Origin of the sequence: Pseudoxanthomonas sp. LjRoot143 (assembly GCF_964252945.1) — a bacterium.
Classification (GTDB): domain Bacteria; phylum Pseudomonadota; class Gammaproteobacteria; order Xanthomonadales; family Xanthomonadaceae; genus Pseudoxanthomonas_A.
In genome coordinates, this window is record NZ_CAXUPM020000001.1 from 3,142,823 (window position 1) to 3,157,035 (window position 14,213).

The window sequence follows — 14,213 nt, forward strand, 5'->3', positions numbered from 1 at the left end:
CTTCCGGAGGTCAGGCCGTGGGCGGAGCGGGTGTCAGCCCACTTCCTTGGCTGGCGCCAGCGCCTCGGTGATGCGCGTGAACACCTCGTCCAGCGAGCCGACGCCATCAACAACGGTCAGTTCGCCCTGCTGGCGGTAGAAGTCGATCACCGGCGCGGTCTGGTCCGTGTAGACCTGCAGGCGCTTGCGCACGGATTCCGGATTGTCGTCGGCGCGGCCTTCGGCCTTGGCACGGCCGGCGATGCGCTCGACCAGCAGTTCGGTCGGCACGTCCAGCTGCACGGCGAAATCGAACTTCTGCCCCAGCTTGGCCAGCAGCTGGCCCAGCGCGGCGGCCTGCACCAGGTTGCGTGGGTAGCCGTCGAGGATGAAGCCGGCCTTGGTGTCGTCGCGGGAGAAGCGGTCTTCCAGCATGCCAAGCAGGATGTCGTCGCTGACCAGCTCGCCGCGCGCCATCACTTCCTTCGCCTGCAGGCCCAGCGGGCTGCCGGCGGCGACTTCGGCGCGCAGCAGGTCGCCGGTGGAGATGTGCGGTACCTGCAGGTAGTCCTTCAGGCGCGCTGCCTGAGTGCCCTTGCCCGACCCGGGTGGGCCCAGTAGAACCAATCGCATGCTGTAACTCTCCCGAATAGAATCCTGCGGGCGGTGGACCGCGCCGGGCGCCGGGCGCCGCGCTGCACCGCGTCATCTGTGTGAAGCTTACCGCATCCCCGCACCCCGGAACGAACCCCACATGGCGTCTGGCACCCTACTTTATGCGCAGTCCGGCGGCGTCACTGCCGTCATCAACGCCTCCGCGTCGGCCGTCATCACCGAAGCGCGGGCCCGTAAAATCAAGGTCTTGGCGGCGCGCAACGGCATCCTCGGCGCCCTGCGCGAGGAGTTGATCGACACCAGCAAGGAGTCCGCTGCCGCCATCCGCGCCCTCGCCCACACCCCCGGCGGCGCCTTCGGCAGCTGCCGGGTCAAGCTGAAGTCGCTGGAGGCCGACCGCGCCAAGTACGAGCGTCTGCTCGCGGTGCTGAAGGCGCACGACGTACGCTACTTCCTCTACAACGGCGGCAACGATTCGGCCGACACGGCCTGGAAGGTCTCGCAGCTGGCGCAGGCGTTCGACTATCCGCTGACCTGTATCGGCGTACCGAAGACGGTCGACAACGATCTGGCCGTCACCGACACCTGCCCGGGCTTCGGCTCGGCCGCCAAGTACACCGCCGTCTCCGTGCGCGAAGCCGCGCTGGACGTCGCCGCGATGGCGGAAACCTCCACCAAGGTGTTCGTCTACGAGGCCATGGGCCGGCATGCCGGCTGGCTGGCCGCCGCCGCCGGCCTGGCCGGGCAGACGCGCGACGACGCGCCGCACCTGATCCTGTTCCCCGAACGCCCCTACGACGAAGCCGACTTCCTCGCCCAGGTGAAGAAGACAGTCGAGCGCGTCGGCTGGTGCGTGGTGGTGGCCAGCGAAGGCATCCAGTATGCCGACGGCCGCTTCGTCGCCGATGCCGGCGGCGGCAAGGACTCGTTCGGCCACACGCAGCTCGGCGGCGTGGCCTCGTACCTCGCCGGTCGCGTGAAGGACCAGCTGGGCATGAAGGTGCACTGGACCCTGCCGGACTACCTGCAGCGCTCGGCCCGCCACATCGCCTCGAAGACCGACTGGGAGCAGGCGCAGGCCGTGGGCAAGGCGGCGGTGCAGTACGCACTGAAAGGACAGAACGCGGTGATGCCGGTGATCGTGCGCACCTCCGACGCGCCATTCCGCTGGAAGATAGAAGCCGCGCCGTTGAGCAAGGTCGCCAACCACGAAAAGAAATTCCCGCCGAACTTCATCCGCAAGGACGGCTACGGCATCACCGACAAGGCGCGCACCTATCTGCAGCCGCTGATCCGCGGCGAAGCCTACCCGCCCTATGGCACCGATGGCCTGCCGAAGTACGTCGCGCTGAAGAATGTGGCGGTGAAGAAGAAGTTGCCTGCGTGGGAAGGCTGACGGACGGATGTCCGTAAGCATCGTCCGTCTCGGCAGTCCGCGAACGAAAGACGAAGGCCTGCGCATCGGCACTGTGCGCCGGCCGCCTCGCGGCGTGCCGAAATCCGAGTTCGCCTCGCAGGACTGGTACGACGTCTGGTATCCCAACCTAGCGCCCAGCGCAGAGTTGGTGAAGAAAGCGCAGGGTGCCGACACGCCCCATGCGTGGACCGCGTTCGTCAAGAAGTACCGCGCCGAAATGGCCACGCCCGACAACGCCCGCACGCTGGACCTGCTGGCGGCGCTGTCGCACGGCAGCAACTTCTCGGTCGGCTGCTACTGCGAGGATGAAGCGCGCTGCCACCGTTCCGTGCTGCGCGCCCTGCTTGCCGAACGTGGTGCCATCCTCAAGGCAGAGTGACTTCAGGCACCGTCACTGTTCGCGTGGCGGTGCTAGCGTGGCTCCGTCACCACGTCGCAGGAGGCTCCCATGTTCCGCAAAGTGCTCATCGGCATGCTCGTCGTCGCCATCGGGCTGGCCGTCGCCGGCGCCGGCTACCGCTTCGGGCAATACCTGGCGCAGAAGGACACGACCGCGACGCCGGTGGCGCGCGCCAGCGCCTGAGTCCGCCCCGGGGCTCGCGCTAAGCTTGCGCGATGGATACCTTGCTCGCCGAACTGACGGCTCTCGAAACCGAACTCCACCACCCCGGTACGCCGTGCACGCGCGAGCGGCTGGAGCGCCTGCTGCATCCGGACTTCCATGAGGTCGGCCGGTCAGGCGCGCGCTACACGCGGCAGGTCGTCATCGACTTCCTCGCCACACGCGGGCAGGTACCCCGCGTCATCGCCGAAGCGCATCGCGTCGAATCACTGGCTGCCGACATCGCGTTGCTGCATTTCCGATCGCACGAAGTCGCCGCCGACGGCTCGGCCTTCCACGCCGCGCTGCGCATGTCCGTGTGGCGCCGCACGGCCGTGGGCTGGCAGTTGTCGTACCACCAGGGCACGCCTGCCGCCCTGTAGCCCTCAGCGGCAGGCCTTGCCTTCGATTTCCAGCTTCGCCGCGAACAGCGTCAGCGACGGCGCCTGCGCGGCGGTACCCGCCTGCTGCTTCGCATCCTGAAGATAGATGCGCGACTGCCCCTGCCCATCGAGCGGCGGCGGCGTGGCGCTGCCCGGCTTGCGCCACACGCGCACGACCGCCTGCTGCGAAGGACAGGCCGCGTTCGGCACGCGGATCACGTCGTTGAGTTTCCAGCCCGTGGCGACCGATGGCTTCGCCTTGTCGACATCGATGAAGCGCGCGCGCGGCTGGCACTGTGGACTGGTGCGCACGGGCGCGTAGCGATAAGGCTGCGCGGCATCGCCGGTGAAGACGCCTTCAAGACGCGCGCAGGCCTCGGGAATCTGCCGCAGCGTGTGCACGGTGCCGACGGCTTGCGGCGTGCCCGCCGGGCGCTGGATCTCCGGCGCGGGATCGGCCGCGCGCAGCGGCGAGGCCGCCATCAGGCAAGCGACAAACATTGGAAGTGCGACGGTCTGACGCATGGCAACTCCTTGAAACGGATACGAAAACACGAGCAGGGTCGCAAGGCTGGCACGGAAAGCCTGAACCAGTCCGTCACCGCTGGCGGCCTGCAACGCATCCGGTCATACTCGGGCCAGCTCCAGGGATGTCTGAACAAGGGTTTCGTGCTGCAGTCCATCGCAGCGGTCGAGTGCGCTCAATCGTTCAACAGGCTCCACCGGGATTGGGTTGCGTGTTCATGCTTTCTGCTGGACGACATCCATCTACCTTGGGAGGGGTCATGCTGGAACAACACGGTTTGACGCTGGCGCTGATCTGCGCCGGCGTGGCGATCATCTACGGCGTGGTGGCTGCGCGCTGGATCCTGAAACAACCCGCGGGCAACGCCCGCATGCAGGAAATCGCGGCGGCCGTGCAGGAAGGCGCCAGCGCCTACCTCAACCGCCAGTACACCACCATCGGCATCGCCGGCGCCGTCCTGCTCGTGCTGATCGGCTTCTTCGTTTCCTGGCCCAGCGCCATCGGCTTCCTGATCGGCGCGGTACTGTCCGGCGCCGCCGGCTACATCGGCATGAACGTCTCGGTCCGCGCCAACGTGCGTACCGCGGAAGCCGCCACCAAGGGCATGAGCGCGGCGATGGACGTGGCCTTCAAGGGCGGCGCCATCACCGGCATGCTGGTCGTCGGCCTGGGTCTGCTGGGCGTGGTCGGCTACTACGCCGTGCTCCACCTGCACATGGGCTACACGCAGGCCGAAGCGCTGCATGCGCTCGTCGGCCTGGCGTTCGGCTCATCGTTGATCTCGATCTTCGCGCGCCTGGGCGGCGGCATCTTCACCAAGGGCGCCGACGTCGGCGCGGATCTGGTGGGCAAGGTGGAAGCCGGCATTCCCGAGGACGATCCGCGCAACCCGGCGGTGATTGCAGACAACGTGGGCGACAACGTCGGCGACTGCGCCGGCATGGCGGCCGACCTGTTCGAGACCTATGCGGTCACCATCATCGCGACCATGCTGCTCGGCAGCCTGATGATCGCGCAGGCGGGCGAACATGCGGTGCTCTACCCGCTGGTCCTGGGCGGCGTGTCGATCATCGCCTCGATCATCGGCGCCATGTTCGTCAAGGTGAAGGCAGGCGGCTCGATCATGGGCGCGCTGTACAAGGGCGTGATCGTGTCGGGCGTGCTGGCCGCCATCGCGTTCTATCCGATCACCACGCAGCTGATGGCGGATTCGTCCTACGGCGCGATGAACCTGTACTTCTGTGCCCTGGTCGGCCTGGTGCTGACCGGCGTGATCGTATGGATCACCGAGTACTACACCGGCACGCAGTACGCACCGGTCAAGCATGTCGCCGCGGCATCGACCACCGGACACGGCACCAACATCATCGCCGGCCTGGGCGTGTCGATGCGGTCGACGGCATGGCCGGTGGTGGCGGTGTGCATCGCGATCCTCGGCGCCTACGCGCTCGGTGGCCTGTACGGCATCGCCATCGCCGCGACGGCGATGCTGTCGATGGCGGGCATGATCGTGGCGCTGGATGCGTACGGACCGATCACCGACAACGCCGGTGGCATCGCGGAAATGGCGGAACTGCCGCCGGAGATCCGCAACATCACCGATCCGCTGGACGCGGTCGGCAACACCACCAAGGCGGTGACCAAGGGCTACGCGATCGGCTCGGCGGCGCTGGCGGCGCTGGTGCTGTTCGCCGACTACACGCATAACCTGCAGACCGAACATCCGGGCGCGGTGTTCACCTTCGACCTGTCGAACCACCTGGTGATCGTCGGCCTGCTGATCGGCGGCCTGATTCCGTACCTGTTCGGTGCCATGGCGATGGAAGCCGTCGGCCGTGCGGCAGGCAGCGTGGTGGAAGAGGTGCGCCGGCAGTTCCGCGAGATCCCCGGGATCATGGCAGGCACGGCCAAGCCGGACTACAGCAAGGCGGTCGACATGCTGACCAAGTCGGCGATCAAGGAAATGATCGTGCCGTCGCTGTTGCCGGTGATCGTGCCGATCATCGTCGGCCTGCTGCTCGGCCCGCAGGCGCTGGGCGGCCTGCTGATCGGCACCATCGTGACCGGCCTGTTCGTCGCCATCTCGATGACGACTGGCGGTGGCGCGTGGGACAACGCCAAGAAGTACATCGAGGACGGCCACCATGGCGGCAAGGGCAGCGAAGCGCACAAGGCCGCGGTCACCGGCGACACCGTCGGCGATCCCTACAAGGACACGGCCGGCCCGGCGATCAATCCGCTGATCAAGATCATCAACATCGTCGCCCTGCTGCTGGTGCCGGTGCTGCCCGTCAATGGCTGGCTGGGCAGCGCCACATCGTCGGAGGTGGCTGCCCATGCGGCCCCGATGACGGGCAGCGAGGTGGTGGACGGACGCAGCGCGCGCATCCTGTTCGACAGTGGCTCGGCGGTCGTGCCGTCGGACACCAGTGCGCGCCTCGCCGGTGTGCTGGGCACGCTGGGTACCGATCCGGCGACGCGCGCCCGCGTCTCCGGCTTCCACGACGCCAGCGGCGATGCGGCGGCGAACGAAGCCCTGGCGAAACAGCGCGCGGAAGCCATCCAGCAGTGGCTGGTCGTCAACGGCGTGGCGGCCGAGCGCATCACCCTGGACAAGCCGGCGCAGACCACCGGCAGCGGGGATGCCGACGAGGCGCGCCGCGTGGATGTCCTGGTGGAATAGGCGCACGTACGACGCAACAAGAAAAAGGGCGGCCACCGGCCGCCCTTTTTCATTGCGATCCCGATGCGGATCAGGAGGTGGGCTGCAACGCCACGACACGCACGTCCACGTCCTTGCACGCGTCGTCCTTGCAGATGCCGTTCACCCACGCTTCGCCGTTGCCGAACATCACGCCCTTGTAGTTGACCATCAGCTGCGAATACTTCTGCCGCTTGATCGCCTCGGCGATGGCGGGGGTCATGATCCGGTCGTACTCGCGCACGAAGGCATCCGCATCGGCCACCTTCAGCGGCTGGCCATCGCGCACGGTAGAGAACGGATACTCGACCAGCGCGGCCACGGCGGCTTCGTCGTTCGCCGTTACCGCCTGCTGGAGCTGGCGGATCACCGCCTCGTAGCGGACGTGGTCGCCCAGCACCTCGTCGATGGCCTGGTTGACGGCGAGCGGATCGTCGACGACCTCGGCGACAGGAGGCGCAGTGGCACGCGAGGCGGACGCCGCATCCGCAGACGCTGCAGGCGGCGTCGCGTCGGCGGACGACGGTGCGGGATCGGGCGTGGCCGGCGTGCACGCCGCCAGCCACAGCGCCGCGAACGCGGCGATCGGTGTTTTCATCGAGCGGATTCCTGGTCAGGTGGAAACGCAGTGCGACAGGCCATCCGTGGCGACAACCCAACTCCGGCGATGCGCCTCCATCCTAGCCAGCCCCGCGTGCGATTGCGTTCGGGAATCGTTAGGCGGACGTGTCGAATCAGCTCAGCACGTCGGCCAGCACCTTGCGACCGACCGCCGCAGCCGCTTCCACTTCCGGCGTCGCTTCGGCGGCTGCCCGCGCCTCGGCCTGCTGCTTCAGGTACACCGGGCAGTGCTCCATCATGTAGTCGACGTCGAACTTCATCCGCTCGACCAGGAAGTCGACGAACGCGCGCACCTTCGGCGACTGCACGTGGCCGCGCGGGAACACGGCGTTGAATTCGAACTCCGGCCCGGCCCAGCCGGCAAGTACGCGCTGCAGATGGCCCTGCTCCAGATACGGCTTGACCATCACGTCGGCGCCGACCATCAGGCCTTCGCCACACAGCAACGCGCCCTTCAGCGCGGCGGGATCGTTCGCCACAAGGATCGGATTGATCGGATAGTCCTGTTCGCCGTTGGCGTCGCGCAGCGTCAGGGCGAAGCCATTGCCGCGCCGGTTCTTCGGCATGGCCAGCACGCGGTGGTGCTGCAGGTCGTCCGGATGCAGCGGCTCGCCGTAACGCGCCAGGTATTTCGGGCTGGCGTAGACCTGCGTGCGCAGCGTGCTGAGGCGACGCGCGACCAGGTTGGAGTCCGGCAGGTTGCCGATCCGCAACGCCACGTCGATCTCGCCGGAGATCAGGTCGAGCGTGTCGTTGGCGAGCAGCATCTCCACGCGGATCTCGGGGTACTGCGCGTGGAACTCGCCGAGCAGCGGCGCGATCTTGTCGATGCCGATCGAATACGGCGCGGTGAAGCGCAGCCAGCCGCGCGGACCGGCGTGCAGCTGGCTGACCGCGCTCGCGGCTTCGTTCAACTCGCGCGCGATGCGCTGACAGTGTTCGTAATAGACGTTGCCGGCTTCGGTGAGGCCGAGCTTGCGCGTGGTGCGATGGAGCAGTTGCGCACCGAGGCGCGTCTCCAGTTCCTGCACCTTGCGGCTGACCGTGGTCTTCGGCAGACGCAGCACGTTGGCGGCAGCGATGAAGCTGCCCTGTTCCACCACCTTGACGAAGATCAGGGTGTCGTTGAGATCGTGGCTCATCGTGGGGACTCCGGTAGGCGAAGGGGCATTGGCCCGCTGACGGGATGATTATTCCCCTAAATCAGGACTAATCAAGTCCTCATTGGGGGCGTAACGTGGCGCCCATCGTCCTCCACCGGGTACCGCCCCCATGCTGCTCGCCCGCCTCTTCCAGTCGCTGGAACACCCCGAAGACTCCCGCGAAGTCCCGCCCGAGCGGGCTTTCCGTCGCAGCAAGAGCCTGTTGTTACATGATCTTTCCGGTCATGTGGCTGCGCCGCGCTCGCAACGCGGTGGCGTGCTCGGGGGCGGTCGCCGCCTGGGCAGTCTGATGTCGGGTTCTGGGATTATCCCGGTCACGGGAGGATTCATCCCATGAGCGGGACACTCGCCCGCCGTGTTCCGACGAACGGCAGGGCCTCGACCCAGGACTGCGCCAACGGCGTGCAGCTGCGCCTCGGCCGCTGCCAGGCGTTTGTCGCGCCGGTGATCGACGGCACGCAGGATCAGGCAATTGCACAGCAGGATCCGGATATCGCCGCCGCCGTGCGGGTCGCCAGACTGCACGCCATGCCCGTTTCCCTTCCGACTGCCGCCCTGCGCTGGCTGCGTGCCGTTGCACGCACGCTGGCCGAACGCTTCCGCAGGCCGACCGACCCGTCGCCATCCTCCCCCGTGACGGGTCGGTCCGCCATGCGCCTGCCGTTCGTGCGCAAGGCCACCGGCTTCCGCGAGTTCACCCTGCCGCGACACCTCGCCGATGGCGGTGCGCTGCGTCTGCGGGTGAAGTCGGCCGGCGTCAGCACGCGCATCCTGCCCGTCGCCGGGCGGAGGCTGCCGTGACCACGACGAAAGACGCCCTGACGCCCGGCGCGCTGGTGCTGGGCGCGAGCGGCAACGTCGGCTTCGGCGTGGTCGGCGCGCTGCTGGAGGCTGGCTGCCCGGTGCTTGCCGTCGGTCGCGAAGGGCCGCGCATGAGCGCGCTGGCCGAGCACTTCGAGGATGAGCCCGGCCTGCAGCTGCTGCACTCGCCGTGCATCCACGATGACCGCGGTGCGGTGCGTCTGGCCGACGAGGTACGCGAACGCGGCCGTCCGCTGCGCGCGGTGTTCGCCAGCATGGGCACGCCGCTGCAGGCGGGTCGCCTGCTGGACCGTCCGGCGTCGTTCCTGCTGGAGAAGCTGGAAGCGGACCTGATCCCGCATCTCGCCGCCGCCCGTCATCTGTTGCCGCTGCTGTCGGAAAGCCAGACCGCCGCCAACTACGTGCTGATCGGCGGGCCATACGCGGAACGCGGCTGGTCGGGCTACGGCCACGCCTCGGTGACCGGTGCAGCGATGCGCATGCTCACCCAGGTGCTGCACGAGGAAGCGCAGACGATGGGCGTCCGCGTGCAGCTGCTGTCGGTCGACAAGCCGGTGTGCACGCCGGAGAACGCCATCAATGCCTGCGCCGAGTGGCCCAACGCGCTGGCGGTCGGTCGCAGCGCGGTCTCGTTGCTGTCGCGCAACGGGCGTGCCGCGCAATCGATCGTCACCTGGTCCGCGCACGACGCCAAGCCGCCGGAACAGACGCTCGCACGCGATTTCGAGGATGCGCTGTGGGCGGTGGCGGGTGCCAACCGCAATGGCCGCGCCTCGGCCTGAACTGTCACGGCGGAACATCGCTGATCGTCCTCTGCACAGCCTTCCAATACATCACCGCTTGACCTCAACCAGACTTCAGGTCGCACCCTTCCCTCCCGTTTCCTCCTCTCCCCCAAGAGACCACCACCCATGAACACGCCTCTTTCCGTTTCCCCGCGTTCGCAGCGCCTGCTGGCGCTCGGTGCGTTCAGTGTCCTCGCCCTCGCCGTGCTGGCCGGTTGCAGCGGCCAGGCCGCCGAGAACGGCGCTCCCCCGCCGCCGCAGGTCAGCGTCGCGGCCGTGCCGGTCAAGGCGATCAGCCAGTGGGACGAATTCAGTGGCCGCGTCGAAGCCATCGAACACGTCGACCTGCGTCCGCGCGTTTCCGGCTACATCGACCGCGTCGTCTACACCGAAGGCCAGGAAGTGAAGAGGGGCGACGTGCTCTTCACCATCGATGCCCGCAGCTACCGCGCCGAACTGGCGCGTGCCCAGGCCGAACTGGCGCGTGCGCGCACGCAGGCCGAACTGGGCCGCAGCGAAGCCTCGCGCGCCAAGCGCCTGGCCGACCTGCAGGCGCTGTCGACCGAAGAGTACGAGCAGCGCCGCGCCAACGCCGACCAGGCACAGGCCAATGTCGCCGCCGCGCAGGCCGCCGTGGAAACCGCACGCCTCAACCTGGAATGGACCCAGGTGCGCGCGCCGATCGACGGCCGTGCCGGCCGCGCGCTGGTCACCGCCGGCAATCTGGTCAGCGCCGGCGATGCCGCCAGCGTACTGACCACGGTCGTCTCGCTGGACAAGGTGCACGTGCACTTCGACGCCGACGAGCGCGCGTTCCTGCGCTACGCCGAAATGGCGCGCAAGGGCGAGCGCCCGAGCGAACGCGACGGCAAGGTGCCGGTTCAGGTCGCTCTGGCCGACGAGGCGGATTTCCCGCACGCGGGCACGGTCGACTTCCTCGACAACCAGGTCGACCGCAGCACCGGCACCATCCGCGCCCGCGCCGTGCTCGACAACACCGACCGCACGTTCACGCCCGGCCTGTACGCGCGCGTGCGCCTGCTCGGCAGCGGCGAGTTCAAGGCCGCGCTGGTCGATGACAAGGCCGTGCTGACCGACCAGGACCGCAAGTACGTCTACGTGGTCGACAAGGATGGCAAGGCCCAGCGACGCGACGTGAAGGTCGGCCGCATGGCCGATGGCCTGCGCATCGTCGAGCAGGGCCTGGCCGCCGGCGACAAGGTCATCGTCAGCGGCGTGCAGAAGGTCTTCTTCCCCGGCATGCCGGTGCAGGCCAAGGCCGTGGCGATGGGTGCGGCCGATGCGCCGCCGACCCAGGCCGTCGCCAAGAACTGACGCACCCACCCTCGTAACGATGGAACCCACATCGGTCGCCCAGGCGGCCGGTGACGGGGACGCTCTTTCTTCTTTCCAGGAAATCCACCCATGGACTTCTCCCGTTTCTTCATCGACCGGCCGATCTTCGCCGCGGTGTTGTCGATCGTGATCTTCGCTGCCGGCCTGATCTCGATCCCGCTGCTGCCGATCGGCGAATACCCCGAAGTGGTACCGCCCTCGGTGGTCGTGCGCACCGTGTACCCGGGCGCCAACCCCAAGGTCATCGCCGAGACCGTCGCCACGCCACTGGAAGAAGCCATCAACGGCGTCGAGGACATGATGTACATCAAGTCCGTCGCCGGTTCCGATGGCGTGCTGTCGCTGACCGTGACCTTCAAGCCGGGCACCGACCCGGACGAGGCCGCGGTGCGCGTACAGAACCGCGTGGCGCAGGCGCAGGCGCGCCTGCCCGAGGACGTGCGCCGCCAGGGCGTGACCACGCAGAAGCAGTCGCCGGTCTTCCTGATGGTCGTGCACCTGACCTCCAGCGACGGCAAATACGACTCGCTGTACCTGCGCAACTACATGCGCCTGCACGTGAAGGACGAACTGGCGCGCATCCCCGGCGTCGGCGATGCGCAGCAGTTCGGCGGTGGCGACTACGCCATGCGACTGTGGCTGGACCCGGACAAGGTGGCCGCGCGCGGCATGACCGCCAGCGACGTATTGCGCGCCGTGCGCGAGCAGAACGTGCAGGTGTCGGCCGGCCAGCTGGGCGCCGAGCCGATGCCGAACGGCAGCGACTTCCTGTTGCCGATCAACGCCAAGGGCCGCCTGGAGACCGTCGAGGAATTCGGCAACATCGTGCTGAAGAGCGGCGGCGACGGCGAGATCGTGCGCCTGGCCGACGTGGCCCGCATCGAACTGGCCGCCGGCGACTACACGCTGCGCGCGCGCCTGGACGGCAAGAACGCTTCCGCCATCGGCATCTTCCAGGCACCGGGCGCCAACGCGCTGGACATCCGCGACGCCGTCGTCGCCAAGATGGACGAGCTGCGCCCGACCCTGCCGCCGGGCGTCGAGATCCAGTCGATCTACGACACCACGGTATTCGTGCGGGACTCGATCAAGTCGGTGATCTCCACGCTGCTGGAAGCCACCCTGCTGGTGGTGCTGGTGGTGATCCTGTTCCTGCAGACCTGGCGCGCCTCGATCATCCCGCTGCTGGCGGTGCCGGTGTCGGTGGTCGGTACGTTCGCCATCCTGCACCTGCTGGGCTACTCGATCAACACGCTGACGCTGTTCGGCCTGGTGCTGGCGATCGGCATCGTGGTGGACGACGCCATCGTGGTGGTGGAGAACGTCGAGCGCCACATCGAGCACGGCGCGACACCGCTCGAAGCGGCGCACCTGGCGATGAAGGAAGTCTCCGGGCCGATCATCGCGATCGCGCTGGTGCTGTGTGCGGTGTTCGTGCCGATGGCCTTCCTGACCGGCGTCACCGGCCAGTTCTACAAGCAGTTCGCGGTGACCATCGCCATCTCCACGGTGATCTCGGCGATCAACTCGCTGACCCTGTCGCCGGCACTGGCCGCCAAGCTGCTGCAGCCGCACGACGCACCGAAGGATCGCCTGTCGCGCGTGATCGATGGCCTGTTCGGCTGGCTGTTCCGTCCGTTCAACCGCTTCTTCAAGCGCAATTCCGAGCGCTATGAAGGCGCGGTGGGCCGCACGCTGGGCCGTCGCGGCGCCGTGTTCCTGGTGTACGCGGTGCTGCTGGTGGGTGCGGGCCTGATGTTCCGCGCGGTGCCGGCCGGCTTCATCCCGGTGCAGGACAAGCAGTACCTGATCGCCGGCGTAAAGATGCCGGAGGGCGCCTCGATCGAGCGCACCGACGCCACCCTGAAGAAGATGGCCGCCATCGCGATGAAGGTCGAAGGCGTGGAGCACGAGGTCGCGTTCCCCGGTCTGAACCCGCTGCAGTTCACCAACACGCCCAACAACGGCGTGGTGTTCTTCACCCTGAAGCCGTTCAACGAACGCTCGCGGAGTGCCGAAGAGATCACCGCCGAACTGAACCAGAAGTTCGCCGGCATCGAGGAAGGCTTCACCTTCGCCTTCATGCCGCCGCCGATCCAGGGTCTGGGCAACGGCTCCGGCTGGTCGCTCTTCATCGAGGACCGTACGCGCCTGGGCTACGGCGAGTTGCAGAACGCGGTGCAGGCGTTCCAGGGCGCAGCGTCGCAGACGCCTGGCCTGGGCTTCCCGATCAGCAGCTACCAGGCCAACGTGCCGCAGCTGGACGCCGAGGTCGACCGCGTCAAGGCCAAGGCGCAGGGCGTGCCGCTGACCGAGCTGTTCGACACGCTGCAGACCTACCTGGGTTCGGCCTACGTCAACGACTTCAACATGTTCGGCCGCACCTGGCAGGTCATCGCGCAGGCCGACGGGCAGTTCCGCGACGACGTCGAGGACATCGCCAACCTGCGCACCCGCAACGCCAACGGCGAGATGGTGCCGATCGGCAGCATGGTGAACATCAAGCAGACCTACGGCCCGGACCCGGTGATCCGCTTCAACGGCTATCCGGCCGCCGACCTGCTGGGCGACGCCGACCCGCGCGTGCTGTCCTCGGGCGAAGCGATGGCCAAGGTCACCGAACTGGCGCAGCAGGTGCTGCCGACCGGCATGGGCATCGGCTGGAGCGACCTGAGCTACCAGCAGGCCACCCAGGGCAAGGCCGCGCTGGTGGTGTTCCCGCTGGCGGTGCTGCTGGCCTTCCTGGTGCTGGCCGCGCTGTACGAAAGCTGGACCCTGCCGCTGGCGGTGATCCTGATCGTGCCGATGACGCTGCTGTCGGCCCTGGCCGGCGTGTGGCTGGTCGGCGGCGACAACAACGTGTTCGTGCAGGTGGGCCTGGTGGTGCTGATGGGCCTGGCGTGCAAGAACGCCATCCTGATCGTCGAGTTCGCCCGCGAGCTGGAGCTGCAGGGCAAGGGCATCATCGAATCAGCACTGGAATCCTGTCGCCTGCGCCTGCGCCCGATCATCATGACGTCGGTGGCGTTCATCGCCGGTACCGTGCCGCTGGTGCTGTCCAGCGGTGCCGGCGCCGAGGTGCGCTCCGTCACCGGCATCACGGTGTTCGCCGGCATGCTGGGCGTCACCCTGTTCGGCCTGTTCCTGACGCCCGTGTTCTACGTGGCCCTGCGCAAGCTGGCCAACAAGCCGCTGGTCTCCCATGCTCCCGCCGCCGACACGGCGACGACACACGCCTGATCCA

Annotated in this window: 14 protein-coding genes and 1 pseudogene; 11 read left to right on the forward strand and 4 right to left on the reverse strand. The window is 67.8% G+C overall.

The annotated features are described in order from the left end of the window. Window positions 1-33: 33 nt before the first annotated feature. Window positions 34-612, reverse strand: a complete 579-nt coding sequence (locus tag ACSQ1W_RS15260; protein ID WP_436044497.1) for an adenylate kinase — start codon at window positions 610-612, stop codon at window positions 34-36. Between the two features lie 121 nt (window positions 613-733). Between ACSQ1W_RS15260 and ACSQ1W_RS15265 the strand changes: the two genes are divergently transcribed. From ACSQ1W_RS15265 to ACSQ1W_RS15280, 4 genes are all read left to right on the forward strand, one after another. Next, window positions 734-1,990: a 6-phosphofructokinase gene (locus tag ACSQ1W_RS15265; RefSeq protein WP_436044499.1), complete on the forward strand. Its 1,257-nt coding sequence runs from the start codon at window positions 734-736 to the stop codon at window positions 1,988-1,990. A gap of 7 nt (window positions 1,991-1,997) precedes the next feature. Further along, on the forward strand, window positions 1,998-2,390 hold the full coding sequence (locus ACSQ1W_RS15270) for a DUF488 domain-containing protein (RefSeq protein ID WP_436044500.1): 393 nt from the start codon (window positions 1,998-2,000) through the stop codon (window positions 2,388-2,390). A gap of 69 nt (window positions 2,391-2,459) precedes the next feature. Further along, the gene (locus ACSQ1W_RS15275) at window positions 2,460-2,594 is read left to right on the forward strand and encodes a hypothetical protein (protein WP_436044501.1); all 135 of its coding nucleotides are present in this window, start codon (window positions 2,460-2,462) and stop codon (window positions 2,592-2,594) included. A gap of 32 nt (window positions 2,595-2,626) precedes the next feature. Then, window positions 2,627-2,995 (forward strand): DUF4440 domain-containing protein, encoded by a 369-nt coding sequence (locus ACSQ1W_RS15280; RefSeq protein ID WP_436044502.1) that lies wholly within the window; start codon window positions 2,627-2,629, stop codon window positions 2,993-2,995. A gap of 3 nt (window positions 2,996-2,998) precedes the next feature. On the opposite strand, the gene ACSQ1W_RS15285 is transcribed toward ACSQ1W_RS15280, so the two are convergent. Next, complete coding sequence (locus ACSQ1W_RS15285) at window positions 2,999-3,520, reverse strand: hypothetical protein (protein ID WP_436044503.1); 522 nt, start codon at window positions 3,518-3,520, stop codon at window positions 2,999-3,001. 260 nt (window positions 3,521-3,780) lie between these two features. On the opposite strand from ACSQ1W_RS15285, the pseudogene ACSQ1W_RS15290 reads away from it, so the two are divergent. Continuing rightward, window positions 3,781-5,808: pseudogene (locus tag ACSQ1W_RS15290) on the forward strand (sodium-translocating pyrophosphatase); the annotation flags it as partial. Window positions 5,809-5,868: 60 nt separating this feature from the next. After that, window positions 5,869-6,204 (forward strand): OmpA family protein, encoded by a 336-nt coding sequence (locus ACSQ1W_RS15295; RefSeq protein ID WP_225589603.1) that lies wholly within the window; start codon window positions 5,869-5,871, stop codon window positions 6,202-6,204. A 70-nt stretch (window positions 6,205-6,274) separates the two neighbouring features. Here the strand turns inward: ACSQ1W_RS15295 and ACSQ1W_RS15300 are convergent, their stop codons facing one another. Beyond that, complete coding sequence (locus tag ACSQ1W_RS15300) at window positions 6,275-6,820, reverse strand: hypothetical protein (protein ID WP_436044504.1); 546 nt, start codon at window positions 6,818-6,820, stop codon at window positions 6,275-6,277. 136 nt (window positions 6,821-6,956) lie between these two features. Further along, the gene (locus ACSQ1W_RS15305) at window positions 6,957-7,985 is read right to left on the reverse strand and encodes a LysR substrate-binding domain-containing protein (RefSeq protein ID WP_436044505.1); all 1,029 of its coding nucleotides are present in this window, start codon (window positions 7,983-7,985) and stop codon (window positions 6,957-6,959) included. Between the two features lie 130 nt (window positions 7,986-8,115). On the opposite strand from ACSQ1W_RS15305, the gene ACSQ1W_RS15310 reads away from it, so the two are divergent. The 5 genes from ACSQ1W_RS15310 to ACSQ1W_RS15330 all read left to right on the forward strand — a co-directional run bounded on the left by ACSQ1W_RS15310 (window position 8,116) and on the right by ACSQ1W_RS15330 (window position 14,209). Continuing rightward, complete coding sequence (locus ACSQ1W_RS15310; protein WP_436044506.1) at window positions 8,116-8,343, forward strand: hypothetical protein; 228 nt, start codon at window positions 8,116-8,118, stop codon at window positions 8,341-8,343. After that, window positions 8,340-8,807 carry a hypothetical protein gene (locus ACSQ1W_RS15315; protein ID WP_436044507.1) on the forward strand — a complete coding sequence of 156 codons (468 nt, stop codon included), beginning with the start codon at window positions 8,340-8,342 and terminating at the stop codon, window positions 8,805-8,807. Before ACSQ1W_RS15310 ends, ACSQ1W_RS15315 begins: the two co-directional genes overlap by 4 nt. Continuing rightward, window positions 8,804-9,610: an SDR family NAD(P)-dependent oxidoreductase gene (locus tag ACSQ1W_RS15320; protein ID WP_436044508.1), complete on the forward strand. Its 807-nt coding sequence runs from the start codon at window positions 8,804-8,806 to the stop codon at window positions 9,608-9,610. The genes ACSQ1W_RS15315 and ACSQ1W_RS15320 overlap by 4 nt, the downstream gene beginning before the upstream one ends. A 129-nt stretch (window positions 9,611-9,739) precedes the next feature. Next, complete coding sequence (locus ACSQ1W_RS15325; RefSeq protein WP_436044509.1) at window positions 9,740-10,948, forward strand: efflux RND transporter periplasmic adaptor subunit; 1,209 nt, start codon at window positions 9,740-9,742, stop codon at window positions 10,946-10,948. 90 nt (window positions 10,949-11,038) lie between these two features. After that, entirely contained in the window at window positions 11,039-14,209 is a 3,171-nt protein-coding gene (locus ACSQ1W_RS15330; protein WP_436044510.1) for an efflux RND transporter permease subunit, read from the forward strand. Window positions 14,210-14,213: the final 4 nt, after the last annotated feature.